Annotated in this window: 24 protein-coding genes and 1 tRNA gene; 8 read left to right on the forward strand and 17 right to left on the reverse strand. The window is 65.5% G+C overall.

All coding sequences use genetic code 11. The features are described 5' to 3' along the window. Positions 1-10 precede the first annotated feature (10 nt). Complete coding sequence (locus tag LV28_RS31585) at positions 11-967, forward strand: LysR substrate-binding domain-containing protein (RefSeq protein WP_023871861.1); 957 nt, start codon at positions 11-13, stop codon at positions 965-967. 167 nt (positions 968-1,134) lie between these two features. Here LV28_RS31585 and LV28_RS31590 read toward each other — a convergent pair whose 3' ends face one another. From LV28_RS31590 to LV28_RS31645, 12 genes are all read right to left on the reverse strand, one after another. Further along, positions 1,135-1,494 carry a helix-turn-helix domain-containing protein gene (locus LV28_RS31590; protein ID WP_023595066.1) on the reverse strand — a complete coding sequence of 120 codons (360 nt, stop codon included), beginning with the start codon at positions 1,492-1,494 and terminating at the stop codon, positions 1,135-1,137. Positions 1,495-1,731: 237 nt separating this feature from the next. Further along, on the reverse strand, positions 1,732-2,442 hold the full coding sequence (locus tag LV28_RS31595) for an ABC transporter ATP-binding protein (protein WP_038618244.1): 711 nt from the start codon (positions 2,440-2,442) through the stop codon (positions 1,732-1,734). Next, on the reverse strand, positions 2,439-3,209 hold the full coding sequence (locus LV28_RS31600) for an ABC transporter ATP-binding protein (RefSeq protein ID WP_038618242.1): 771 nt from the start codon (positions 3,207-3,209) through the stop codon (positions 2,439-2,441). The genes LV28_RS31595 and LV28_RS31600 overlap by 4 nt, the downstream gene beginning before the upstream one ends. Next, on the reverse strand, positions 3,206-4,180 hold the full coding sequence (locus LV28_RS31605; protein ID WP_024788711.1) for a branched-chain amino acid ABC transporter permease: 975 nt from the start codon (positions 4,178-4,180) through the stop codon (positions 3,206-3,208). Before LV28_RS31605 ends, LV28_RS31600 begins: the two co-directional genes overlap by 4 nt. Positions 4,181-4,197: 17 nt before the next feature. Next, positions 4,198-5,118: a branched-chain amino acid ABC transporter permease gene (locus LV28_RS31610; RefSeq protein WP_023595070.1), complete on the reverse strand. Its 921-nt coding sequence runs from the start codon at positions 5,116-5,118 to the stop codon at positions 4,198-4,200. After that, positions 5,115-5,987 carry an alpha/beta hydrolase gene (locus LV28_RS31615; protein ID WP_025250515.1) on the reverse strand — a complete coding sequence of 291 codons (873 nt, stop codon included), beginning with the start codon at positions 5,985-5,987 and terminating at the stop codon, positions 5,115-5,117. The genes LV28_RS31610 and LV28_RS31615 overlap by 4 nt, the downstream gene beginning before the upstream one ends. Positions 5,988-6,186: 199 nt before the next feature. Beyond that, positions 6,187-7,380, reverse strand: coding sequence for an ABC transporter substrate-binding protein (locus LV28_RS31620; protein WP_023595072.1), 1,194 nt, complete (start codon positions 7,378-7,380; stop codon positions 6,187-6,189). A gap of 220 nt (positions 7,381-7,600) precedes the next feature. Next, the gene (locus LV28_RS31625) at positions 7,601-8,596 is read right to left on the reverse strand and encodes an amidohydrolase family protein (RefSeq protein WP_038618237.1); all 996 of its coding nucleotides are present in this window, start codon (positions 8,594-8,596) and stop codon (positions 7,601-7,603) included. Between the two features lie 37 nt (positions 8,597-8,633). After that, positions 8,634-9,185: a 3-hydroxyanthranilate 3,4-dioxygenase gene (locus LV28_RS31630; RefSeq protein WP_023595074.1), complete on the reverse strand. Its 552-nt coding sequence runs from the start codon at positions 9,183-9,185 to the stop codon at positions 8,634-8,636. Positions 9,186-9,239: 54 nt separating this feature from the next. Beyond that, the gene (locus tag LV28_RS31635; protein ID WP_023595075.1) at positions 9,240-9,674 is read right to left on the reverse strand and encodes a RidA family protein; all 435 of its coding nucleotides are present in this window, start codon (positions 9,672-9,674) and stop codon (positions 9,240-9,242) included. Between the two features lie 84 nt (positions 9,675-9,758). Then, complete coding sequence (locus LV28_RS31640; protein ID WP_038618234.1) at positions 9,759-11,231, reverse strand: 2-hydroxymuconic semialdehyde dehydrogenase; 1,473 nt, start codon at positions 11,229-11,231, stop codon at positions 9,759-9,761. 178 nt (positions 11,232-11,409) lie between these two features. Then, a complete protein-coding gene (locus LV28_RS31645) occupies positions 11,410-11,976 on the reverse strand; it encodes an SRPBCC family protein (RefSeq protein WP_038618231.1) in 567 nt (188 codons plus the stop codon). 259 nt (positions 11,977-12,235) lie between these two features. Between LV28_RS31645 and LV28_RS31650 the strand changes: the two genes are divergently transcribed. From LV28_RS31650 to LV28_RS31675, 6 genes are all read left to right on the forward strand, one after another. Continuing rightward, positions 12,236-13,309 carry a LacI family DNA-binding transcriptional regulator gene (locus LV28_RS31650; protein WP_048806407.1) on the forward strand — a complete coding sequence of 358 codons (1,074 nt, stop codon included), beginning with the start codon at positions 12,236-12,238 and terminating at the stop codon, positions 13,307-13,309. 180 nt (positions 13,310-13,489) lie between these two features. Beyond that, on the forward strand, positions 13,490-14,503 hold the full coding sequence (locus tag LV28_RS31655) for an extracellular solute-binding protein (RefSeq protein WP_038618229.1): 1,014 nt from the start codon (positions 13,490-13,492) through the stop codon (positions 14,501-14,503). A gap of 40 nt (positions 14,504-14,543) precedes the next feature. Beyond that, positions 14,544-15,368 (forward strand): ABC transporter permease, encoded by an 825-nt coding sequence (locus LV28_RS31660; RefSeq protein ID WP_023595080.1) that lies wholly within the window; start codon positions 14,544-14,546, stop codon positions 15,366-15,368. 4 nt (positions 15,369-15,372) lie between these two features. Then, positions 15,373-16,188 carry an ABC transporter permease gene (locus LV28_RS31665; protein WP_023871855.1) on the forward strand — a complete coding sequence of 272 codons (816 nt, stop codon included), beginning with the start codon at positions 15,373-15,375 and terminating at the stop codon, positions 16,186-16,188. Between the two features lie 22 nt (positions 16,189-16,210). Next, complete coding sequence (locus tag LV28_RS31670) at positions 16,211-17,254, forward strand: ABC transporter ATP-binding protein (protein ID WP_023871854.1); 1,044 nt, start codon at positions 16,211-16,213, stop codon at positions 17,252-17,254. A 7-nt stretch (positions 17,255-17,261) separates the two neighbouring features. Next, on the forward strand, positions 17,262-18,089 hold the full coding sequence (locus LV28_RS31675) for a phosphodiesterase (RefSeq protein WP_038618225.1): 828 nt from the start codon (positions 17,262-17,264) through the stop codon (positions 18,087-18,089). A 100-nt stretch (positions 18,090-18,189) separates the two neighbouring features. Here LV28_RS31675 and hmpA read toward each other — a convergent pair whose 3' ends face one another. The 3 genes from hmpA to LV28_RS31690 all read right to left on the reverse strand — a co-directional run bounded on the left by hmpA (position 18,190) and on the right by LV28_RS31690 (position 22,846). After that, positions 18,190-19,392, reverse strand: coding sequence for an NO-inducible flavohemoprotein (gene hmpA / locus LV28_RS31680; protein ID WP_023595084.1), 1,203 nt, complete (start codon positions 19,390-19,392; stop codon positions 18,190-18,192). A 260-nt stretch (positions 19,393-19,652) separates the two neighbouring features. Continuing rightward, on the reverse strand, positions 19,653-21,503 hold the full coding sequence (locus LV28_RS31685) for an ankyrin repeat domain-containing protein (RefSeq protein WP_147291575.1): 1,851 nt from the start codon (positions 21,501-21,503) through the stop codon (positions 19,653-19,655). A 146-nt stretch (positions 21,504-21,649) separates the two neighbouring features. Continuing rightward, the gene (locus LV28_RS31690) at positions 21,650-22,846 is read right to left on the reverse strand and encodes an ankyrin repeat domain-containing protein (RefSeq protein ID WP_038618219.1); all 1,197 of its coding nucleotides are present in this window, start codon (positions 22,844-22,846) and stop codon (positions 21,650-21,652) included. A 158-nt stretch (positions 22,847-23,004) separates the two neighbouring features. Here LV28_RS31690 and LV28_RS31695 point away from each other — a divergent pair, with 158 nt between their 5' ends. After that, positions 23,005-23,682, forward strand: a complete 678-nt coding sequence (locus LV28_RS31695; protein WP_048806694.1) for a DUF1415 domain-containing protein — start codon at positions 23,005-23,007, stop codon at positions 23,680-23,682. A gap of 210 nt (positions 23,683-23,892) precedes the next feature. Here LV28_RS31695 and LV28_RS31700 read toward each other — a convergent pair. Both LV28_RS31700 and LV28_RS31705 read right to left on the reverse strand, forming a co-directional pair. Continuing rightward, positions 23,893-23,968: transfer RNA gene (locus tag LV28_RS31700), tRNA-Thr, on the reverse strand. Positions 23,969-24,156: 188 nt separating this feature from the next. Then, the gene (locus tag LV28_RS31705; RefSeq protein ID WP_023595088.1) at positions 24,157-25,170 is read right to left on the reverse strand and encodes a class 1 fructose-bisphosphatase; all 1,014 of its coding nucleotides are present in this window, start codon (positions 25,168-25,170) and stop codon (positions 24,157-24,159) included. Between the last annotated feature and the right edge of the window lie 104 nt (positions 25,171-25,274).

Below are 25,274 nucleotides of genomic sequence, written 5' to 3' on the forward strand. Positions count from 1 at the left end.
CAGGACGCCAATGCGATCACTTCCCTGGACCGCCCTCAACCTCGGACGCAAGCTCAAGTTCCATCAACTCCAGGTCTTCGACCGCGTGCTCGAGACGGGCTCGCTCGTGCGCGCGGCCAATGAAACGGGACTCACGCAGCCGGCCGTGAGCAAGATCGTGCACGAACTCGAGGCCTGCTTCGAGGGCCCGTTGTTCGTGCGCAGCAATCGCGGCATGCAGCCCACCGAACTGGGTGAGTTGCTCGGCCATCGCGTGAAATCGCTGATGGCCGAACTGCGTTACCTGACCGACGAGGTCAATGCGTTCAGCGCCGGCACCAGCGGTCACGTGATCGTGGGCACGCTGATCTCCGCGTCGGCCGATTTGCTGCCTCGCACCATTGCCATGCTCAAGGGACGCGCGCCGGGCGTGCTGGTCACGGTTCGCGAGGCCACCACCGCGCAACTGTTCCCGGCACTCGCGAGCGGCGACCTCGATATCGTCGTGGGCCGCTTGCCCGAGCGTGCGCTACCGGTGGCCAACGCGTTCGCGCTCACGCACGAAGTGCTCTTCAATGAATCGCTCTGTGTGGTCGGTGGCAAGCGCCATTGGGCCCATGCGCCCGAGCGAGTGCCGCTCGCGCAGTTGCGCGAAGGCGCGTGGGTCCTGCCGGTGCCCGAGTCGCCGTCGCGGCTGGCCGCCGAGCGCCTCTTCCATGACGCCGGACTGGCGTTGCCCGAGGACGTCGTTGAATCCCTCTCGATGCTTACCAACATCGGCCTGATGCTGGAGAGCCCGCGTGTCGTGCTCATGCCGCGCGCGGCCGCCAAGCCGTTCGTCGAATCGGGGCTGCTGCGGGTGTTGGCCGATACCGTGCCGGGCAGCTTCGGCGACGTGGGATATTCGCTGCGCACCGACAGGCCGCCAAGCCCCGCTTGCGAGCGCTTCGTCGCCTGCCTTCGTGAGGTGTGCGGCCTGACTCCGTAATACCGCGCGTGCCCGTGAACGTGTGTCGATCGTCCGAACGCCACAGGGCGGTATGCCGTCACGTCGCGATGTCTTGACGTCGTCGATGGCATACCGCCCTGGAGGCACTGCGCGTGGGGTGAGGGGCGAAGGCGCTCGCGGCGTGACAACGCCGCATCAGATGCGCGTCAGAGTCGCGCGAGGGACGAAACCAGGCCCGGATTCTGTTGCACGAGTCGAATCAGGCACGCCGCCTGGGCGTTGGGGCGTGCGCGACCCTGCTCCCAGTTCTCCAGCGTACGCGGATTCGTGCGCAGGTAGTGCGCGAACACGTTGCGCGACATGCCCAGATGCTTGCGTAGCGCGAGGAGTTCGTCGGGGAATACTTCCAGTTTCGGTAGCGGCGTGCGAGGCAGCTCCTTGATGTTGAGCGGAAGATCCGCTGGAAGGCCGTTCTTGACGTGTGCCGGCTCAGTGGGCGGTGGCGCACCGGTGTCTTGCGTGAGCAGCCAGCGGAAGGGATTCGAAGGCGTATTTGAGTAAGCCATAGTCCTGCCCGGGAGTCTGAATGTTGGAAATCGGAACGCTTGCTAAGGCAATCAAGCGGAGCCGATTGCACCACACACTGCTGCTGGGTGCTTTCACAAAACACTCCCGATTTTCGCGTCTGACACCTATCGAATACTACGCACTTCGTACAGGCGGGGTGCCGCGGAGTGTACGCAAAAAAGTGAGGCGCGCACGGCGGCGCGCGCTCACGCGCACTGTCACGCATCCACACGCATTCACACGCCGAGGTAGGTCTGCAGCTCGGGCAGCGCCTGACGCAGGCTCGCCGAGTTGCCCTGCCAGGCCACACGGCCCTTGTCGACGATGTAGTGCCGGTCGCCGAGCTCAAGCATCGGCGCGAGGTTCTTGTCGATACACAGGATCGACAGTCCGCTGCCTTTGAGTTGCTTGAGGCATTGCCAGATTTCACCCCGAATGAGCGGCGCGAGGCCTTCCGTGGCTTCGTCGAGAATGAGCAATTTCGGATTCGTCATCAATGCGCGGCCGATCGCGAGCATTTGCTGCTCGCCGCCGGACAGATTGCTGCCGAGGTTCTTCTCGCGTTCGCGAAGCCGCGGGAAGAGGCCGTAGATGCGCTCCAGCGTCCAGGGCGAGCTGGCGCCGTGGCGATTGCCTGCGGTCGCGACGAGGTTCTCGCGAACGGTGAGCGTGGGGAATATCTGGCGGCCTTCGGGGACCAGCCCCATCCCGGCCCGTGCAATGCGATGCGACGGGCTCGCATGCACGGGCTGGCCGTCGAACACGATCTCGCCGCGCGCCGGGCGCATAAGTCCCGTCATCGATTTGACGGTGGTGGACTTGCCCATGCCATTGCGGCCGAGCAGCGTGACGAACGTTCCGCGCTCGATCTCCAGATGCATGCCGAACAGCGCCTGGCTCGCACCGTAATACGACTCGACGCCGGACAAAGACAACAATGTGCTCATGCGGTCGCTCCCAGCATTTCGTTGCGGGTGTCATCCCCGAGATAGGCCTCGCGCACGCCGGCGTCGTTGCGAATGGCGTCAGCGGTCCCGCAGGCGATGGCGCGTCCGTAGACGAGCACGGTGATGCGGTCGGCGAGCGCGAATACGGCGTCCATGTCGTGCTCCACGAGCACGATCGCGTAATCGCCCTTGAGTTCGGCGAGCAGATGCGTCATCTGTTCCGATTCGGCTTGCGACATCCCGGCCATCGGCTCGTCGAGCAGCAGCAGCTTCGGGTGGCTGGCGAGGGCCATGGCCAGTTCCAGTTGACGATGCTCGCCGTGGGCCAGGGCGCTGGCCGGCACGTGCATGCGCGTCGCGAGCCCGGCGCGCGCCAGGATCTCGCGTGCGGGCTCGACGAGCGACGCTTCGCCGATGGCCGGACGCCAGAAGCCGAAGCTGTGCCCCTGCATGGCCTGCACGGCGACCATCACATTCTCCAGCGCGGTGAATTCCCGGAACACCGATGTGATCTGGTACGACCGCGCGAGCCCGGCGTGGGCGCGCTGCTCGATGGGCATGGCGGTGATGTCGCGCCCGTCGAAATGAATGTTGCCCTCGTCGGAGCGCAGCTCGCCCGCCAGTTGGCCGATGAGCGTGCTCTTGCCGGCGCCGTTCGGGCCGATGATGGCGTGCAGCTCGCCCGGCGCGACGTCGAGGCAGAAGTGATCGGTCGCGGTCAGTCCGCCATATCGTTTGACCAGTTGGTCCACGCGAAGCAGGCTCATGCTTTGCCCTCCACGGTGCCGGTGCGGCGCGAGAGTCGCACCTGAAGGTCGCCGAGCAGGCCGTACAGGCCGCGTCGCGAAACGAGCACGGCCACCACGATCAGCGGCCCGAAGATGATCATCCAGTGTTCGGTCATGCCCTTGAGCCACTCCTCGATGAGCAGCATGGCCGCGCTGCCGAGCACCGGACCGAAGAACGATCCGAGGCCGCCGAGCACGACCATCACGATCAACTCGCCGGAGGCGGTCCATGCCATGTACGCGGGCGAGACGAAATGCGTGAGATTGGCGTAGAGCATGCCGGCCACGCCGCAGGCCATGGCGCTCAGGATGTAAGCCACGAGTTTGTAGCGCAGCGTCGGATAGCCGAGCGCACGCATGCGACGGTCGTTCTGGCGAGCGCCGCGAATGACCATGCCGAAGCGGGCCTCGACGAGGCGGCGACCGGCCCACACGCACAGGCACAGCACGGCGAACGCGACGTAATACAGCACGGCCGGATCGTCGAGCGTCACGCTGCCGAAGCGGCTGCCGGCGGAGACGGGCAGGCCGTCGTCGCCGCCATACTGCTTCAGGCTCACGGCAAGGAAGTAGAACATCTGGGCAAACGCCAGCGTGATCATGATGAATGCGATGCCGGTGGTGCGCAGCGACAGCAGGCCGGTCACGGCACCCACGATCGCGCACAGCAGCAGCGTGAGGCCGAGATGCACGAAGCCGTTGTCCACGCCGTGATAGCTGAGGATCCCCACCACATAGGCGCCGAGGCCCAGATACAACGCATGGCCGAAGCTCACCATGCCGCCGTAGCCGAGGATCAGGTCGAGCGAGACCGCCGCGATGGCGAACACGACGATGCGCCCGAACAGGGTGAGATAGAACGGTTGCTGGGCGTATGTCGCGTAAAGCGGCACCAACGCCAGCGCGGCCAGCAGCAACAGGGGCACGGCAGTGCGAAGATTGAGTTTCATTTCCATCGTTTCCATCGTCAGCCGTGTTTGACCGGGAAGAGACCTTGCGGGCGCACGGCGAGCACGGCGGCCATCACAAGGTAGATGAGCATCGACGCCAGCGCGGGGCCGGCGGTGTCCGCGGTGCTGCGCTCCATGAGGCTGCGCAGCAGTGCGGGCAATGCCGTTCGGCCGACCGTATCGACCACGCCGACGATCAACGCCGCGAGAAACGCGCCGCGCACCGAGCCGATGCCGCCGATCACGATCACGACCATCGTGAGAATCAGGATCGGCTCGCCCATGCCCGGCTGAACCGACAGGATCGGGCCCGCCATCAGGCCGGCAATCCCGGCGAGAATCGCGCCCAGGCCGAACAGCAGCGAATTGAGCAGCACAATGTTCACCCCCAGCGCGCCGACCATCTGGCGGTGCGTGGAGCCGGCGCGGATCAGCATGCCGATGCGCGTGCGGTGGATGAGCACATAGCAGCCGAGCGCCACCGCAAGACCCACCACGATGATGAGGAAACGGTATGCCGGGTACGCCAGGCCGAACAGATTCACCGTGCCGGCGAGCCATTCGGGCACTTCCATGTAGTACGGCGACGGCCCCCAGATCATCCGGGCCAGTTCATTGAAGAACAGGATCAGGCCGAAGGTGGCCAGTACCTGGTCGAGGTGATCGCGGTCGTAAAGGGTCTTGAGCGCGACAAACTCGACGATCAGGCCGATGACGAGCATGGCCGGCACGATCGCCACGGCGGCAAGCGCGAACGATCCCGTGTGGTTGTACACGGTGGCGGCGATGAAGGCGCCCATCATGTACAGCGAGCCGTGCGCGAGGTTCACGAAATTCATGATGCCGAAAACCAGCGTGAGGCCGGCGGCCATCAGGAACAGCAGAATGCCCAGTTGCAGGCCGTTCAGGCACTGCATGACGAAAAGCGTGAGACTCATGTCGCCTCCCGGGGAAGCCCCATCTGGCGGAAGATGGCCTGCGTGAGCGGGCTCGCGGCGTCGTTGAGCGTGAGTACGATATCGAAGTGGTTGGTGCCGGGCATCGGCACGTACGTCCCCTCGAAGCCTCTGGCGCGCCACGCCGCGAGATAGTCGTCGGTCTGGCGCTTGAACTCGGCTGTCTCGGTCTCGCCGTACGACACCACCAGCGGGCAGCCGTGCGAGGGCAACTGGAAATACGGGCTGTTGCGGCGGGCGTCTTCCTCGGAGAGCTTCATCCATTCATTGATGTGCGTGAACGGAATGGGCGTGAGGTCGAACAGGCCGGAGAGCGGCACCGCGCCGGCGATCACGTTCTCGGGGACGCCGTATGCCGCGTGCCAGCCGTGGGCAAGCAGCATGCCCACCAGGTGGCCGCCGGCCGAGCTGCCGCAGACATGGATGCGGCGCGCGTCGCCGTGGTGCTCGCCGATGTGGCGATGCACCCACGCGAGCGCACGTCGGGTCTGGTCGACGATGGTGTCGAGCGAGGCACCCGGCGCGAGCGAGTAGTTGACGGCGACCACCGTGGCGCCGGCGCGTGTGAAGGCGGGCGCCATGTTGCTCGAATCGCTCTTGTTGAGCGCGCGCCAGTAGCCGCCGTGCACGAAGAAGAACACGGGGGCGCCGGGCGCGGGCGCGGGAAAGATGTCCAGCGTTTCGTCGGGATGCTCCCCGTAGGCGACATCCAGGACGCACGGCGTGGTCGCGCGGGCATGCGCGCTGTCGGCGGCGTACTGTTCCAGGATGTCGAGAATGTTCGGCGTGGTGGCGCGAGCGTTGTATTGAACGTCCAGCTCGGCGTCGTCGAAATTGCGGTAGCGCTTCATAAACCCTCGATGGTGCTCCGGTATGGCCCGGGTCGTGCAACGGCGGTGACGGTGGCGGTGGGGGCCACGGACACTTCAGCAGCGGCCCGCGGCGATCCCGCGCGCGGGGCGCGCTCGCCGTGTGCCGGTCCAGCAGTTCACATCACGCATGGCGGGACATCGTGAGCCACGACGGCCCCACCATGCAATGCGCAGCAGCTTACGATTTGATCTTGCACTGTGCGGCCAGATCGGCGCGCGTCTTGATGTGGATTTGCCCCTTGGTGGCGAAGGCGGCGCCCGAGGCGTCCTTCACCACGTCCACGCGATAGAACTGCGCGACGGGGAACTGGTTGCTGGCGAACTTGAACGGTCCGCGCACCGACGCGAAGTCGGCCGCCTTGAGCGCGGTGCGCAGCGCTTCGCGGTCCGCCACGCTGCCCTTGGTCTTGGCAAGCGCGGAGTCGATCAGGTTGGCCGCGTCATACGACTGCGCGGCGTACATCGAGGGCACGCGGTTGTACTTTTTCTGGAAGGCCGCGACGAACTGCTTGTTCTGCGCGTTGTCGAGATCCGGCGAGTACGGCGCGCTGGTGATCGCCCCCACGGCCAGTTCCTTGAGCGCGGGCAGGGTGGAGCCGTCGATGGTCGACACCGAGATCAGCGGGATCTTGCCGAGCAAGCCGGCCTGGCGGTACTGCTTGACGAAGTTCACGCCCATGCCGCCCGGATAGAACACATAGACGGCGTCGGGCTTGGCGGCCTGCAACTGGGCAATTTCGGCCGAGTAGTCCGGCTGATTGACCTGGGTGTACACCTCGTCGACGATCTGCCCCTTGTAGTCGCGCTTGAAGCCGTTCACGGCGTCGCGTCCGGCTTGATAGTTCGGCGCCATCACGTACATCTTCTTGTAGCCGAGATCGGTCGAGAGCTGACCGCCCGCCTCGTGCAGCTCGTCGTTGTCCCACGAGGTCGAGAAGAAGTTCGGCGAGCACTGCGCGCCGGCGATCGGCGTCGGGCCGGCGTTCGAGCCGACCATGACCACGCCCGCGTTCGTCACGTTCTTGTGGATGGCCATCATCACGTTCGAGAACGTCACGCCGGTGATGATCGACACCTTGTCGCGCTCCACGAGCTTCTGCGCGGCCTGCACGCCCACGTCGGGCTTGAGCTGGTCGTCTTCCTTGATGACCTGCACCGGCACGCCGCCGAGCTTGCCGCCCTTTTGCTCGACGGCGAGCATGAAGGCGTCGTACTGGTCCTGCCCGAGCGCGCCGCCGGGGCCGGAGAGCGTACCGATGAAACCGATCTTCACCTGGGCGTGCGCCCCGGTCGATGCGAACATCGCGGCGGCTGCGGCGACGGCGCCCAGTACGGCGATGGCTTTGCGTTGCGTGGTCTTCGTTCCCGTCATCATGGTCTCCAAACTAAGTGCCGAAACTGGCAATCACTGTCAGCAGAGGACTTGCGCCGGGATACTTGACCGCTTCTTCACGTCGGTCATGGCAGGCCAGGCGCGTCAGACTGATACAAATCGTCCTATATTGTTTAAGCGTCAAATATTTCAGTGCCCAGCCTAAACGACGCCTTTTGCGTAGGCAAGCAATTTCAAAAACACCTCGGGAAAGCACCAGTCAGAGGTTGAAGAACTCCCGGGCGTTGCCGGCCAGAATGCGTGCCCGGGCGGTCTCGTCCAGGCCCGGCTGCTCGGCCACGAGCCGGCCGATGTCCTGTTCGCCGAGCGGGAAGGGGTGGTCCGAGCCGAGCATGATGCGCTCCACGCCCATGGTGTCGACCAGCAGGCGCAGGGCGCGCGGGTCGAACACCGCGCTGTCCACGTAAAAGCGTTCGAGATAGTGCGACGGCGGATGAGGGCTGTCGGCGCGCACGATGTCGCGGCAGTGCCACGCGTTCTCGGCGCGGCCGAGCAGATACGGGAACGCGCCGCCGCCATGGGCGAAGCACAGCTTGAGCGAGCGCGGCAGGCGCTCGAACGCGCCGGAGAGGATCAGCGAGAGGATCGAGAGCTGCGTCTCGGCGGGCATGGCCACGAGCCACGGCATCATCCACTTCTTCATGCGCCCGTCGGTCATCATGTCCCACGGATGTACCAGCACGGGAATGTGCTCGTTGCCGCAGTGCCGCAAAAACGCCACGAGTTGTTCGTCGTCCAGATCTTTCGGCCCCAGGTGGTTGCCGATCTGCACGCCCACGTGGCCGGTGGCCTTGGCACGCGAGGCTTCCGCGCAAGCCAGGTCGAGATCCTGCAGCGGCACCTGCGCCATGGCCTTCAGGCGAGTGGGGGCGTAGGCGCAATGTTCGAGCGCGAGATCGTTCATGCGCCGCACCCAGTCGATCACCTTGCGGCCCTCGTAGCGGTAGCCGAACATGATCGGCGTGGCACACACGACCTGCAGGTCGATGCCGTGACGGTCGAGTTCTTCGATACGCAGCGCGGGATCCCACAACGCGCGGTAGACCGGCCGGAAGGCACGGTCGTCGAGCATGATGTTGCCGGTCTCGCCACCGTCGTCGATACGAAGCCAGGGCGCGGTGGCGGGGTCGAGGCGGGCCGCTTCCTCCCGCGCGATGCGCGGGAAGAAGTGGGCGTGCATGTCGATTTTCTTCATGACGTGACGTATTGGGTTCAGAGGGCGGCGCTGTGGCTCAGGCGGATGCCGCGGTGGTCTTCGGTTGCGCGGCGCGCCCCGGGTGGATCTCTCCGCAGCCCGGGCAGCGGCGCAACGCTTCGTTGCCGTAGAACGCCTCGAAAAGCGGGGGCAGGTCGGTCACGATGCTCTTGAGCTGGACTTCCACGCGGTGCACGCGGGTGCCGCAATTCAGGCAGTACCACTCGAAGCCGTCCAGCAGTCCGGCGGGGCGCTGGCGCTCGATCACGAGGCACAGGCTGCCGGCTTCGGGACGCTGCGGCGAGTGGCGCACATGCGGCGGCAACAGGAAGATGTCGCCTTCCTTGAGATCGATGCGCTCGGCGCGGCCGTCGATCCACAGGTTCACCCAGGCATTGCCCTTGAACTGGTAAAAGAATTCCTCGAGCGGATCGTCGTGATAATCGGTGCGATGGTTCGGGCCGCCCACGACCGTCACGATGAAATCGCTGTCCTGCCAGACTTGCTGGTTGCCCACGGGCGGTTTGAGCAAATGTGCGTGGTCGTCGATCCAGCGCTGGAAATTGAAAGGCTTGCCATACGTCAACATGCTGTCTCCCGGGTCATGCCGCGTCAGGTGGGGTATCGGTTGGCCGCTGTCTCGTCAGCGTGCGCGCGGCGAGTACGCCACGCATTTGATCTCGACGAGCAGCAGCGGATGCGGCAACTGGTGCACCGCCACGGTGGTGCGCGTGGGGCCGCTCTCGTCGAAATACTCGCCGTACACTTCGTTGTAGCCGCCGAAGTCGTTCATGTTGACGAGAAACGCGCCGACTTCGACCACGTCGGCGAGCGAGGCGCCTTCGCTGGCGAGAATGTCGCGAATGTTCTCGATGACCGCGCGGGTCTGCTCGCGAATGTCCAGTTGGGTCACGCCCAGGGCATCGACCTGGGCGCCGGCGTAGGTATTGTCCGGACGGCGCGAGCTGGTGCCCGAGACGAACAGGAAGTCTCCGGCGCGCTTGATGTGTGGGAATTTGCCGCGCGGTCTGGCCTTGCCTTCGACCACGCGGGCCTGCGTGTCTTGCGATGCGCTCATGGATTCAGTCTCCGATTGGCTTGGGTAGCATTGGCGCACGGGTGCGGCGCGCTCGACCCCCATCGATTGCGCCGCACCGTCGCCTCACAGTTTGATGCAGATGTTGGTGATTTCGGAATAGAAATCGAGCGAGTGGCGGCCGCCCTCGCGGCCCAGTCCCGAGAGCTTCACGCCGCCGAACGGCGTGCGCAGATCGCGCAGGAACCATGTGTTGACCCACACGAGTCCGGTCTGGAACTGCCGGGCCACCCGGTGCGCGCGCGAAAGATTCGTCGTCCACACGCATCCGGCCAGACCGTAGTCGCTGTCGTTCACGCGACGAATCACTTCCTCTTCGGTGTCGAACGGCGCCACGTGACACACCGGTCCGAAGATCTCTTCGCGCACGCAGCGCGCCGAGTCCGGCAGGCCGGTCCAGACGGTGGGCTGCACGAATGCGCCTTCGTCGCGGCCATCGCCGAACGTCGGCACGCCGCCGCCGGTGACGACCGTGGCACCTTCCTCCACCGCGAGCCGATAGTACGAGAGCACCTTCTCGCGATGCTTTCGGGAAACGAGCGGCCCCATCTGCACCCCCGGCGCATCGGGCGCGTCGATGCGCAGCGCGGCGGCCCGTTCGCCGAGCGCGGCCACGAATTTGTCGAAGATCGGGCGCTCGACATAGACACGCTCGGAGCACAGGCAGACCTGGCCGGCATTGGTGAACGAGGAGCGCACCACGCCGTCGACAGCCTTCTCGAAGTCGGCGTCGGCGAACACCACGGCGGCGTTCTTGCCGCCGAGTTCGAATGAGATTTCTTTCACGCCGTCGGCCACGGCCTTCATGATGGCGCTGCCGGTGCGCGATTCGCCGGTGAACGTGATCGCGGCGACGTCCGGGTGCCGGGTGAGGAATTCGCCCGCCGAGTTCGGCCCGAATCCGTGCACGAGGTTGAACACGCCCGGCGGCACGCCGGCGTCGTGCATCACCTCGGCGAGCAGCGTGGCGGACGAGGGCGTTTCTTCCGAGGGCTTGGCCACCACGCAGTTGCCCATCGCCAGGGCGGGGGCAACCTTCCACGTGAAGAGCAGCAGCGGCAGGTTCCACGGCGAGATGATGCCGATCACGCCGAGCGGCTTGCGTGTGACGTAGTTCATCACGTCGCCGCCGTCGGCCGCGCGCATCTCGAAGACCTCGCTGCCGGCGGTCTTGATGAGGTCCGCAAACATTCGGAAGTTGGCGATGCCGCGCGCGATGTCGAGGGTGCGTGCCTGTTCCTGCGGGCGTCCCGTGTCGGCCACTTCGGCGGCCACGAATTCGTCGAAGCGCGCCTGGATGCCGTCGGCGATGCGATGCAGCACGTCCGCGCGCTCGGCCGGCGTGGTCTTGCCCCATGGGCCTTCGTGCAGGGCGCGGCGCGCGGCGCGCACGGCGCGATCGACCGTGGTGGCGTCCGCTTCGCAAACCTTCGCGACGCAATGCCCGTCGACCGGGCTGAGGTTATCGAACTGACGATCGGTGGCGACGAACGCACCGTCCACGTAATGCCGCAGCAGCGGCGCAGTCGCAAGGCTCACGAGGTCTCCTGGAGCTGAGTGTTTTGCGGGGTGGCGGCGCGGCGCTCGACGCCATGGGTCCTCCACCGGATGCCCTCAAGTCTAGGCATCCGGGTCTATAAAAAATAATGAAATGTCGCGGATCGTCTATTCCTAAATGGAATAGCAGCGGGAATAGCAGCGGGAATAGCAGCGCCGTTCAGCGGTGGGATGGGTGGTTCACCCGGGCGCGGGCTTCACGAAGGTCGCGCGGGTCACGTTCCTCGCCGATGGCCGCGGGAGGCAGGTCGGAGTCCAGATATTCGACCAGGTGGGCGTTGAGCAGGGCGGCAAGTCCTTCGCCGCCGCGGCGCATCACGTAATTGTGGTTCCAGCGGAACAACGGCTGGGCAAGGGGGGCGAGCTTGTTCATCCATGGCCGCGTGGTGTGCACGTCCCAGGCATAGCGCACGACCGTGATCGCGCCTTCGGTATCGAAACGCCACACGCCGGTGCCTTGCGCCTCGCCGGTGGCCACGCTGCGCACTTCGCGCATGGGCTCGACGTGGGTGATGCGGGTCTCGAACGTCAGCGAGTAGGGCAAGGCGCCATGCCATGTGAGTTCGCGCACGGCGCCCACACCGTCGGCATCGCCCGGATCCAGCGTGCGCACTTCGCGCACGCATGGCCACCAACGTGCCCAATGGTCCACGTCGCGGATCGTGTCCCAGACTTCGTTGAGCGGCGCGGTGAGCCGCCAAAGGGTCAGAAAGTGATACTCGTTCATGGCCGATCCCGTTCGTGGTTGGAGGGGGCGTCGTCATGCCCGGTGCGGCAAATGCGCCCGAGGGGAACCGCATCGGACTTCCAGTATAGGCGGGCTGGCGCGCTTTGCCGGCACCGGCCATCGCCCCTGGGCCTGTCATCAATTCATCACATTCCCTCCATACAATCCCGTAGTGAAAACGTTTTCGTAAACGTTTACATTTACGCAAAATCCGTCAACGTCGATATCGGCGTCGTTTGACGACACTAACGAGAGGAGCATGGGCGTGGCAGATATCCGGGACGTGGCGCAGCGCGCGGGATGTTCGATTGCGACGGTGTCGCGCGCCCTCAATTCGCCGCAACTGGTGCGCCCCGAGACGCTGGCACGGGTGCAGGCCGCCGCGGCGGAACTCAAGTTCCGCCCGAATGCGCTCGGGCGGCAGTTGCGTGGCGAGCGCACCGGCCTGATCGGCGTGATGCTGCCCACGCTGGGCAACCCCGTGTTCGCCGACTGTCTCGAAGGGATCGAGGCGGCCATCGACGGCACCGGCCGCCGGCTGCTGCTCGTGACCACGCAGTACGACCCCGAGCGCGAGCGCAACGCCATCGAAACGTTGTTGCAACAGCGCGTCGACGGTCTGCTGCTCACGCTGGCCGATGCCGAGCACAGTGCGCTGATCGACGATCTCGCCGCCGAAGGCGTGCCCTGCCAGATGCTCTACAACGACGCGCCGGCGCGGCCGTGCGTGTCGGTCGACAACCGGGCGGCCGCCGCGCAGGGCGTGGCAATGCTGATCGAAGCGGGACATCGCGACATCGTCATGGTGACCGGGGCGCTGCACGCCTCCGACCGTGCCAAGCGGCGTTATCTCGGCTATGGCGACGCCATGCGGGCCGCCGGCCTCACGCCGCTGCCCGCCGTCGAAATCGATTTCAACAGTGGTGCACGCGGCGAACGCGTGCGCGAGTGGCTGGCGCAGCGCGAGCGCGACGGCGCTCGCCCCACCGCCATCTTCTGCTCCAACGATTTGCTTGCCCTCGGCGTGATGCGCGCGCTGCGCGAGGCGGGACTGCGCGTGCCCGACGACATGTCCGTGCTCGGTTTCGACGGCCTGGCCGTGGGCGAGCTGCTCTCGCCCACGCTCGCCACCGTCGTGCAGCCGAGCGTGGAGATCGGCCGCCACGCGGCGCAACGCCTGCTCGCGCAAATCGACGCGCGCGCCGGTGCGACGCCCGGGCACGAGGCGTCGCCGAGCCACGCGCTGATCCTGCCGCACGAGATTCGGCGGGGCGGCACGGTGGCGGCGCCGCCGCACGGCATCGGCCAGCAAGGCCCAGGCAGTGATGAATAGGGGCTGGCGAAGGTTTTGAAGGTTTTGCAGGGCAGCAGTAAGCAAGGAAATGGGCGCACGACTGGCTCCGCCAAGAGAGCACAGCGTTCGCCGAGGCAATCAGGCATTGGACTAGCACCAGACCGCAACTTGCGGCGGCATGAGAGTGCCGCCAACGCTCAGACATTCAGGAGCCCGGAAATGAAGCTTTGGATTACCCGCGCCGCACGCACGCTGGCGCTTTGCACCTTGCTCGGCGCTGGCGCCGCGCAGGCCCAGCAGACCGCCATCTGTTACAACTGCCCGCCGGAGTGGGCGGACTGGGCTGGTCAGGTCAAGGCGATTGCACAGGACACCGGCATTCGCGTGCCGCTCGACAACAAGAACTCCGGTCAGGCGGTCGCGCAGCTCATCGCCGAGCAGAAGGCGCCGGTGGCCGACATCGTGTACCTGGGGATCACGTCCGCGATCGAAGCGGCCAAGAAGGGTCTGCTCGCGCCGTACAAGCCCGCCAACTGGGATCAGGTGCCGGCCAATCTGAAGGACCCGAACGGCATGTGGACCACGATCCACTCGGGCACGGTGGGTTTCTTCGTGAACCGCGACGCGCTCGAGGGCAAGCCGGTGCCGCGTTCGTGGGCCGACCTGCTCAAGCCGGAGTATCGCGGCATGGTGGGTTATCTGGACCCGAGCAGCGCGTTCGCGGGCTATGCCGCGGCGATCGCCGCCAACCAGGCGCTCGGCGGCTCGATGGACAACTTCGGTCCGGCCATCGGCTATTTTCAGAAGCTCAAGGCCAACGCGCCGATCGTGCCGAAGCAGACGGCCTACGCTCGCGTGCTCTCGGGTGAGATTCCTATCCTGATCGACTTCGACTTCAACGCGTACCGTGCGATCTACAAGGACCGCGCCAACGTGCAGTTCGTGATTCCGATGGAAGGCACCGTGTCGCTGCCGTACGTCATCGCACTGGTCAGGGGCGCGCCGCATGCCGACAACGGCAAGAAGGTGATCGACTACACGCTCTCGGACAAGGGCCAGGCGCATTGGGCGCATGCGTTCCTGCGTCCGGTGCGTGCCAACACGATGCCGGCGGACGTGGCCGCCAAGTTCCTGCCGGCCACCGACTATGCCCGTGTGAAGCCGGTCGATCTGCAGAAGCTGGCCGCGCAGCAGGATGCGTTCGGTCAGCAGTATCTGAAGAACGTGCGCTGAGCACGGCAAAGCCCAACGAGGAAGAGGAGCAAAGCAAGCGATGCGTGACCTGACTCTGCCGCGCGGCTGGCGCGTGGCACTTCTGCTACCGGCGCTGGCGGTCTTTCTGGCGTTCTGGCTGTTGCCGATGGCCGCCCTCGTGCAGGTGAGCGGCGACGGTCATGCGTTCGAGACCTATCGCGCGATTCTCACCAATGCGCGCTATCTCGACAGCCTATGGCAGACCGTGGTGCTCTCGGCACTGGTCACGCTGGCCACACTGGCGTTGTCGCTTGTGGCGGGCCTCTTCCTCACCCGTCATGACTTTCGGGGCAAATCGGCACTCGTGTCGATGCTGACCCTGCCCTTGGCGTTCCCTGGCGTGGTGGTCGGCTTCATGGTCATCATGCTCGCGGGGCGTCAGGGCCTCATCGGCGATCTCACGCTCAAGCTCGTCGGCCACAAGCTCGTGTTTGCCTACTCGCTCGCGGGCCTGTTTCTCGGATATCTGTACTTCTCGATTCCGCGCGTGATTCTCGCCGTGATGGCGGCGGCGGAATCGCTCGATCATTCGCTCACGGAAGCGGCGGCGTCGCTGGGCGCGGGGCCGTTCGCCATTGCGCGCGACGTGACACTCCCCGCGCTGGCGCCGGCGCTGATCGCCTCGGGCGCGATGTGTTTCGCGACCTCGGTTGGCGCATTCGGCACGGCCTTCACGCTCGCGACGGATATCGACGTGCTGCCCATGACCATCTACACCGAATTCACGCTCAACGCCAACGTGGCGACGGCGGCGGCGCTCTCGGTCATTCTCGGCATCGTGACCTGGGCCGTCCTCATGCTGGCCCGCAATTTCACGGGTCAGGCCGTGGCCGCCGGAGGTTGATCCGATGCTCAAGAAAATTCTCTTCGCACTCCAGCTCACGCTCACGCTGCTGATGTGCGCATTCCTGCTGATTCCCGTGGGCATGTCGATTCTCGCCGGGTTGTCGGTGAACTACTTCCGCGGGCCGTCGGCCGGGCTCACGTTCCGATGGGTGATCCAGGTCTGGCAGGATTATCACGACGCCATTCTGAATTCCCTGTACGTCGGGCTGAGCACGCTGGTGCTCGTGACGCTGCTCGGCGTGCCTGCCGGCTATGTGCTCGCGCGCTGGAAGAGCCGCATGGCGCGATGGATCGAGGAATTGCTCACGCTGCCCATTGCGCTGCCCGGACTGGCGAGCGCGCTGGCGTTGATCAGCGTGTATGGCGGGATGCGCGGTTTTCGCGAGAGCCTGGCGTTCATCGTGGTGGGCCACGTGATCTTCACGTTGCCGTTCATGGTGCGCGCCGTGGCCGCGGCGTGCGCCGACTCGCGCATCAAGCTGATGGAGGAGGGCGCGGCCAGTCTCGGGGCGAGCTTCCTGCGACGCTTCACCACCGTGGTCCTGCCCAATATCCGTAGCGAGATCGTGGCCGCGGCGCTCATCGTGATCACGCTTTCGCTCGGCGAATTCAACCTCACCTGGATGCTGCACACCCCGGACACCAAGACATTGCCGGTCGGCCTTGCGGACGCCTACGCGTCGCTGCGGCTGGAGATCGGCAGCGCGTATACGGCGGTGTTCTTCGTGCTGATCGTGCCCCTGCTCATCGTGATGCAGATGACGGCGCAGCGCGCGAAGGCCACCAACGGGAAAAATTCGGCGCGCGGTCGCACCTGAACCGAACGCCAAGGACATGACGATGAAACTGACTTCCATCCCCATTCATCTGGAACGTTGTGCCAAGACGTTCAACGGCAACACCGTGCTCCAGCCGCTCGACCTGACGATCGGCGCGGGCGAGACGCTGGTTCTGCTCGGGCCGTCCGGCTGCGGCAAGACCACGACATTGCGCATGATCGCCGGGCTCGAGCGTCCCGACGCGGGAGGCCGCGTGCTTTTCGGCGACGAGGACGTTACACGCCTGCCGATCGAGAAGCGCCGTGTGGGCATGGTGTTCCAGAACTATGCGCTGTTTCCGAACTTCAGCGTGCGCGGCAATGTGGCATACGGGCTCAAGCTGCGCGGCCTGCCGTCGGCGCAGATCGACAAGCGCGTGAACGAATTGCTCGAACTCGTGCATCTCACGCCGTTCGCCGAGCGCGCCATCGCGCAGCTCTCGGGCGGCCAGAAGCAGCGTGTGGCCCTCGCGCGCGCGCTCGCACCGGAGCCGCGCGTGCTGTTGCTCGACGAGCCGCTCACGGCGCTCGACGCCAAGCTGCGCGAGACCGTGCGTGCCGACATGGATCGTCTGTTGCGCGGGTTGGGGGTCACGACGGTGTACGTGACGCACGATCAGGACGAGGCGATGGCGCTGGGCGATCGCATCGTGGTGATGAGTGCCGGGCGCATCGAGCAGATCGGTGCGCCGCGCGACATCTACTATCAACCGTCGTCGCGGCATGTGGCGAACTTCGTCGGCACGCTCAATCGTCTGGCCGGCGTGTGGCGCGACGGGCATTTCCATCTCGAGGGCGGCCGTCTGGCCTGTCCGGACGTACGAGCCGACGTACAAGAGCTTTACTTCCGTCCGGAGGATGCCATCGTCGTGCCCGCGGGCGAGGCCTCGCTCGTCGGCTGCATCGACGAAGTGCAGTTCCTCGGCGACCGCACGCGCCTCACGCTCAGCGGCGTGTCGTCGGCCGGGGCGGTGCTGGTCGAAGTCTCGAGCCGTCGCGAATGCCGCGTCGGCGACCGGGTGGGCCTGTCGCTGCCCGCTGCCCATGTCTTCTCGCTTCACGGATAAACCGCTCATGCTGTTCGCGCAAATCAGCGACCTTCACATCAAACGTCCCGGCAAGCTCGCCTATCGGCGTGTCGATACCGCCGCCTATCTGACGCGTTGCGTGGCACGGCTCAATACGCTCGCGCCGCGCCCGGACTTCGTGGTACTCACCGGCGATCTCGTCGATTTCGGCGCGCGAGAGGAGTATGACCACCTGCGCAGCCTGCTCGCGCCGCTGGAAATTCCGTACTACCTCGTCATCGGCAATCACGATGGACGCGATGCACTGCGGGAAGTGTTTCCGGAACACACCTATCTGGGCAATCCCGGGGAGTTCGTGCAATACGCTGCGACGTTCGGCCCGATGCGGCTCGTGGCGCTCGATACGCAGGATCCGCCCAACGGCGGCGGCAGGCTGTGCGATGCGCGACTGCAATGGCTGGAGGCGACGCTCGCCGCCGATACGGGAACGCCGACGGTCATCGCGATGCACCATCCGCCGTTCGTGTGCGGCATCGAGCACATGGATGTGCAGTCGCTCGACGCGGCCGACGCCGCGAAGCTCGCCGCCGTCGTGCGCCGGTTCGACAATGTCGAGCGCGTGATCTGCGGGCACGTGCACCGGCCCATTCACACGCGTTTCGCGGGCACCATTGCCAGCGTGTGCCCTTCGCCGGCGCACCAGGTCGCGCTCGATCTGCGCGACGGCGGACCGTCCGCCTGGGTGCTCGATCCCCCGGCGTTCGAACTGCATCGTTTCACGCCGTCGACGGGACTGGTGTCGCACCTCGCCTTCGTCGACGACGCGGGGGGCGCGCATCCCTTCTACGACGCCTCCGGTGCGTTGATCGATTGAGGCGGATGGTGCCGGCGCGATCCACGCCGAACGCCCGGAACGACACAAGGTCCCCGAACGGGGACCTTGTCGTTGGTGGCAACGAACTTGCGGCAAGGGCTTACAACAGATGGTCGAGCGCGTCCGGGCCGAAGACTTCGCGGTGCAGGCGCTCGGCCGGCACCCCGGCGTCGCGCAGGGCACGCCATTGTGTCTGCATGAACGGTACCGGACCGCACAACAGATAGTCGGCGTTGGCGGGCAGCGACAGGTGGGCGACGTCCATGCGCCCGGCATGGGTGAAGTCGGCGCCTTCGCGCTCGGTGTCCTGCGGCGTTTCGAAGAACGTGACCACGCGCAGGTGCGGCAATTGCTTCGCCGCGTAGGCGATGTGGCGGCGCAGCGCCATGTGCGAACCGTTGCGGGCGGCATGGGCGAATACGATGTCGCGACGCGAGCCCTTGGCGGCGAGCTCCGCGAGCATCGACATCATCGGCGTGATGCCCACGCCGGCGCTGAGCAGCACGAGCGGGTGAGCGGCGTCGAGACGGGGGGTGAATTCGCCGTAAGGCGGGCTCACCATGATGCGATCGCCGGCCTTCAGATGGGCGTGCAGCCAGTTCGACACCTGGCCGGCCGGCTTGGCGACGTCGGCGTCTTCACGCTTGACGGTGATGCGCCAGTGCGGGGCGCCAGGGGCGTCCGACAGGCTGTACTGGCGGCGCTGAACCAGCCCGTCCGGCAGTGTGACGGACACGCTCACGTATTGGCCCGGCACGAAGTCGCCCGGCGAGCCGCCCTCGGGCGTACGCAGGTAATACGAGACAACGTGATCCGTTTCGCGGTCGACATCGGCCACGATCAGTTCGCGCAGCATGCCGAGCGGTGCATGGCTGCGCTCCGAGAGACGTGCCTCGGCGGCGATCAGCTCCCCGGCGAGCAGCCAGTAGGCTTCATCCCAGGCGGCGATGAGTTCGGGCGTGGCGGCCTCGCCGAGCACGTCCTTGATGGCACCGAGCAGATGGCGACCGACGATCGGATAGTGCGACGGGGTAATGCCCACGGAGACATGCTTGTGCACGATGCGCTCCAGCACCGGCCCGAGCGCCGCGGCGTTGTCGATGTTGGCCGCATAGGCGAACACCGCCGAGGCGAGCGATTGCTGCTGTGCCCCGCTGGCCTGATTGCCCATGTTGAACAGATTGCGCAGCTCGGGGTGGGCGTCGAACATGCTCGCGTAGAAGTGGCGCGTGATCGCAAGACCGTGCTCGCGCAAAACGGGAACGCTGGCGTCGATGTAAGGGCGGGAAGCTGCGGAAAGCATGGCAAGACTCCTGAATATATAAGATGCAATTCATATGCATCTTTTTGGTCGCACTTGTGGGTGTTTCGTTGGCATCGTGCCGGGCGCTCGGCGAGGCAGTGGCACGGTGCGGCATTCGGTCGCCGGTACCCCAGGGCTCACAGCTCAACTCACGACAACAACATCGGGGCCCGGCGAGGTGATTATAAGATGCAAATTAAATGCATATTATTGCGATGCGGCGGAATGTCGCATCGGCGGCGCATCGGCAGCCTGGCAGGTCATGTCGGGCGTGGCGGACGTAGTGGACCCATTGCGCCGGATGGATTCCGTGGTGCTGACGACGGGGCCGGCGTCCTGGGTGCATGGGACCCATCGGGCGCGGCGGGCGCCGCGGCCGCACCGGGCGCCGCAGGTGTGGTGGGCTGACGACGGTGGGCAATCGTCCAGCGGGCGCGGCGGTGGGTTTCGGAGACAAACGCGTGGGTGGCGCGCACGAACCGTGCACGTTCGCCGCAGAGCATGGCCAGTGGCGTGGTGCCTGCCCGGTTCGCGCGGTTCGGATCGGCACCGTACCGCATGGCGATGTTGAGCAGGTAATCGGCGTGGGTCGGGTCGCCCGCCGCGCGTGTGGATCCGGCGAGGTAGTGCATGAGGGTATTGCCTTCGTCGTCGGGCGCATTGCCCGCGTCCGGCTGCAATGAGAGCAGGACCTCGGCGGCGCCGCAGAAGCCATGCCGGCCGAGCCAAACGATGGGCAGCGCGTATTCCCGGTGGACGGCCTCCCGGTCGGCACCCTGGCGTAGCAGCGCTCTGGCCGTCTGGAACAGCGACGCGTGGGGCAGCAGCGGATCGTGTCCGCCGTCGCACAGGCGCTTCGCTTCGCGCTGCATGGCGACGGTCAGCGGGGACAGGCGAGCGTCGGTGTCCGACACCGTCGGCGTCTCGCTCTCAAGTATCAGGTGGCGGGCGCGTTCGCGCGCCTGCGTGAGCATCGCCCGGTAGAGGTGAACGTATTTGACGAGGCTGCGTGGCAACAGGGCGATAGGCGTGGCACCGGCATGATTGGCCTGGCATGGATCGCCGTCGTAGCGCAGGGCGACCGTGAAAAGAAAGAAGGCGGCGTACGAGTGTGCCGAGTGTTGCGTGGCGGCGGCGAGGTGGTGCATCAGGGTATTGCCGTCGTGGTTCTCGATGTTGCACGTCTCGCCGAGCGACAGCACCGCCTCCGCGGCGGCGCAATAGCCGTTCAGGGCGAGCAGCATCGCCGGCGGCGAGGCCGTGGGGGCCGGTTGCGACGCGAGGGCGCCGTTCGACACGAGCAAAGTCCCCAGTCGGTAAAGCGATTCATGAAGCGTCAGCGGAGGGTGTCCGCTGTGGTGCAGGCGCTCGGCCTCGGCAGCCATGGCGGCGGCGAGCAGCGGCACGCCGGACGCCGCGCGCTGATTGGCGTCCGCGCCGAAATCCAGCAGACTCGGCAACCATTCCGGCGCGACCAGGCTGCACAGATGCGACAGCGGGGGATGGAAGTGACCGGGCATCTCGGAGGCGGCCACATCGCGGGTCGTGTCGCGACCACAGGCGACGAGCACGCGCAGCGCCGTTCGCAGTCGTGCATTGGGACCCTCCGCTGCGGTCGTCCCGGTCATTCCGGTCGTTCCGGGCGCGGTGCATTCGTTCATGATCGTGTCGACGAACACGCTCGGGTAGGCACTGGGCGACGCGGCGTATCGGAGCCAGAGAAGCAGGCCCTCGTCGCTGAGCAACAGGTCGGCTTCGTCGCGGCGCAAGTGGAGGCGGCGCGATGGCGTGACGAAAATTCCGCAGTCGTCGAGTTGCGCGAGCGTTCGGTCCTTCGCCGGTGTGCCCAGCAGCGATGCCAGGGAGAAGACGCGGTCCTCGGCCGCCGTGATGTCCGTCATTCGGCAGGCATCGCGCAGTTCCCGGCCCGAAGCGGTGTCCGTGCGCAGCAGCAGGTCGCGCACTGCCTGCGCGGCACAATGACCGCGTCGCATGGCGGCAAGCAGCTGGGGCAAGGGCAATTCCGTCAGGTTCGCCGGTTTGGGTTGGAGTGGCCTCAGTGGTGTGGTGGACGATGTCGACGGCAGGGGCGGCACCGTGGGATTGGTCATGCGTAAGTCGTGTGGCATGGTGCGTCGATGCGAGGAAAATGCTGTTTCGGGTGCTTGGAGGCGGTCGGTGTTTCGATGCCTGCGGGAAGGGCGACCGTGAAGAGGGGCCGGGCCGGAGTCTGAGGGCTAGAGTCAGCGGGCCGAAGTCAGAGGGCGGGACCGCCGATGCGGCGCAATGCTGTCCTGCGCACGGCGTCGATGAACTCGGGGCTGATGGGCGGCGGCGTGCCCTGGGCGTCGGGCATCCACGACAGGGGCGTATGGCCCGCGAGGTTCCTGCGTGTCAGGTCGCCGTGATGTCGCGCCGCGACGGCGATGCTGTAAAGGGCGAGGTTGGCGTTGTCGCGCTTGGCGGCGGTGTCGCGCGCACGGGCGATGATGCCCAGATGGTGCATGAACGTATTGCCATGGCGATCGGGGGCGTTCGGATCCGCGCCGGCCAGGAGCAAGGCTTCGACGGCTCCGCACAGTCCGAGCATCGCGAGCATTACACCTGCGGGGGCGCCGTGCCGGTTCGGTTGCATCAGGTCGCCGCCGTAATGCCTGAGCAATCGGGCGAGTTGGCGCAGCGACACATGCGGATGCAAGGGATCCTCACCAGCGCAATGCAGGCGCAGCGCCTGTGCTCGCATGGCGATGACCGTGAGCGGCATGCCGTGACGGTTGGTCTGATTGGGACTGGCGCCGATCTCGAGCAGACGTCTGAGCCATTGCGGGGCGATCTGACTGCACAGGTGGACGAGCGGATTGTCCGGCAGTGTGCGCGTCATGCTCGAGGGACGCGCGTCGGTTCTGTCGCGGCCGCAGGCGACCATCACCTGGAGGGCCTTGTCGATACGTGCGGTGTTCTCGTCGTCCGGCTCGCCGAAGATGTCGGAGGCGTCGAACAGGTTCAGATAGCCGGTGGGCGTCGCCGCGTATTGCAACCAGAACATGAGGCCCTTGTCGCTGCGCAGCAGGGCGCTCGCGTCGAGCGAAGGGGAGAGGTCGCGCGTCGGTATCAGAAAGACGCCGGCGTCGGACAGTCGATCGAGCGAGCGGTCGGCTTCCGGCAGCATCAGCAGCGTCACCATTTCCAGGAAAAGCGGGCCATTCGGGCAGGCGGCCTCGCAGAGATCGTGTAGTTCGCGGCCAGCGTAGGTGCGCGTGTTGACGAGCGTGTTCCAGATGTCCTGCGGGCGAAATTCGCGGTGAAAGTGGGCCTGGAGGACTTCTTGCAGGGACTGCGTGGCCAGAGGAGCGGTGTCGCGGTAATAGCCGCGTCGCTCGGCTTCGATGGCGGGACGTGTGACCGGACTGCTGGTGCTGTGAGCGGCGGAGGGGATGGGAGGTGTGCCTGGCATGGTGTGAAGACGCGCGGTCGTGGGAAAGGCGCATGGTTGCGCAGATGCGGCACGCGTGTTTTGGCATTCGCGCCGCGATGCTATCGAGCGAGGCCTTGCCGGTGGCGACGGGCGGCGATTTACAATGCCATCTTCAGGATTCATCGCCAGTTTTCGATATGCCGGAGAAAAAATCCCCCGCCGCGGAGTCGACCGCGCAGACACCGGATCACGACACCGTGATCGCCGCCACGCGCCACTGGCTCACGCGTGCGGTGATCGGGTTGAACCTTTGCCCTTTTGCGAAGGCGGTTCACGTGAAGGAACAGATTCGCTATGTGGTGAGCGGCGCGCGCGACATGGAGGGGACGCTGGTCGATCTCGAGCGCGAACTGCAATGGCTGGCGGGGTCGGACCCACAGGCAGTCGACACCACACTGCTGATCGTGCCGGCCGCACTGCGCGAGTTCCACGAGTTCAACGACGCACTGTTCTTTGCGCAGCGCATGCTCAGGCAACTGGGCCTGGAGGGCGAGTTGCAGATCGCGAGTTTCCATCCGGACTATCAGTTCGAAGGGACTGCGCCTGACGACGTGGAGAACTACACGAACCGCTCGCCGTACCCGATCCTGCACCTGCTGCGGGAGTCGAGCATCGACCGCGCCGTGGAGGCGTTTCCGGAAGCCGAGACGATCTACGCGCGCAACGAAGCGCTGATGCGCAAGATGGGCGTGGCGGGTTACCACGCGTGGATGGCGCAGCCCGCCAAGGACGAGGACGGGGCAAATGACAACCCGGGCGACCTCATGGATGCGGCGGATGCGGTGCGCGATACGCGCGGTGAGGCAGGGCAGTGAGGCGATAGCACCGCGACGATGCGGCGTGCGCGCCGCATCGGAATGCACGCTGCGGGCGCAGGCATGGCGGACAGGGAAGCGGGAGAGACGGTCCGGCGACCCAGGCGATTCGAACCGGACGCAGAAAACAAAAAAGCCGCACGACAAATTCGGGCGGCTTTCTTGTTGACTGCGGTCTTGCTTGCATGACCAGGGACTTCAGGAAGTCGCTGGTGCCGGAGAGAGGAATCGAACCCCCGACCTTCTCATTACGAATGAGCTGCTCTACCGACTGAGCTACTCCGGCGCTGCGAAGAAGTGAGATAATAGCAGAATTTCCGTGGTTGTCACTACTTTTTTCAAAGATTTTTTGCCGTCTCTGCGCGAGTCACGCGTAAATCATTGAAATTCCAGAAATCCTGCGCTTCGACCTCGAGAAAATGTTCTGCGACATTTTCATGCGACGTCTTCCCACTTCTCCCGCGTCACTGAAACTTACTTCGCGCCGCCTTCGTGGTGATAGCCGGTCACGCGTTCGACCTCGTTCTTCGAACCGAGAAACACCGCCACGCGCTCGTGCAACTTTTGCGGCTGAATGTCCAGAATGCGCTGCACGCCGTTCGTCGCCGCGCCGCCCGCCTGCTCGACCAGGAAGCTCATCGGGTTCGCTTCATACATGATGCGCAGCTTGCCCGGCTTGTCCGGATCGCGCTTGTCGGCCGGATACATGAACACGCCGCCGCGCGTCAGGATGCGATGCACGTCCGCCACCATCGAGGCGATCCAACGCATGTTGAAGTCCTTGCCGCGCACGCCTTCCTTGCCCTGCAGCAGCTCGCGGATGTAACGCTGCACCGGCGGGTACCAGTGACGCTCGTTCGACATGTTGATGGCGAATTCCTTCGTGTCCTCGGGAATGCGCATCCCTTCCTGCGTGAGCACCCACGAACCCATCTCGCGATCCAGCGTGAAGCAGTTCACGCCATGTCCCGTCGTGAGCACCAGCACCGTCTGCGGACCGTACACGGCGTAACCGGCGGCGACCTGCTGCGTGCCGGGCTGAAGGAAGTCCTTCTCCGTCGGATCCGTCACGCCTTCGGGGCAACGCAACACCGAGAAGATCGTGCCGATCGACACGTTCACGTCGATGTTGGACGAGCCGTCGAGCGGATCGAACATCAACAGGTATTCGCCCTGCGGGTAACGGTTCGGAATGTGGAAGACGTCCTCCATCTCTTCGGACGCCATCGCCGCGAGGTGGCCACCCCACTCGTTGGCCTCGAGCATGATCTCGTTGGAAATCACGTCGAGCTTCTTCTGAACCTCGCCCTGCACGTTCTCGCTGCCCGCGCTGCCGAGCACACCGCCCAGCGCACCCTTGGACACCGCATGGCTGATGGACTTGCACGCGCGCGCGACGACTTCGATCAACAGGCGCAGCTCTGCAGGAATATTGTTGTATTCCCGCTGCTGTTCGATGAGATATTGCGTTAGGGTCTTGCGCCGCATGAGGGCCTCCAGAAAAGCAAAAAAGCGTACATATTCGCGATGGACGCAATTTTACTCGTAAAGCGACGCTGCCCCCGGGAAAATCCTCGGGGCAGCGCAATTTC

This window comes from Pandoraea pnomenusa (assembly GCF_000767615.3).
Lineage (GTDB): Bacteria > Pseudomonadota > Gammaproteobacteria > Burkholderiales > Burkholderiaceae > Pandoraea > Pandoraea pnomenusa.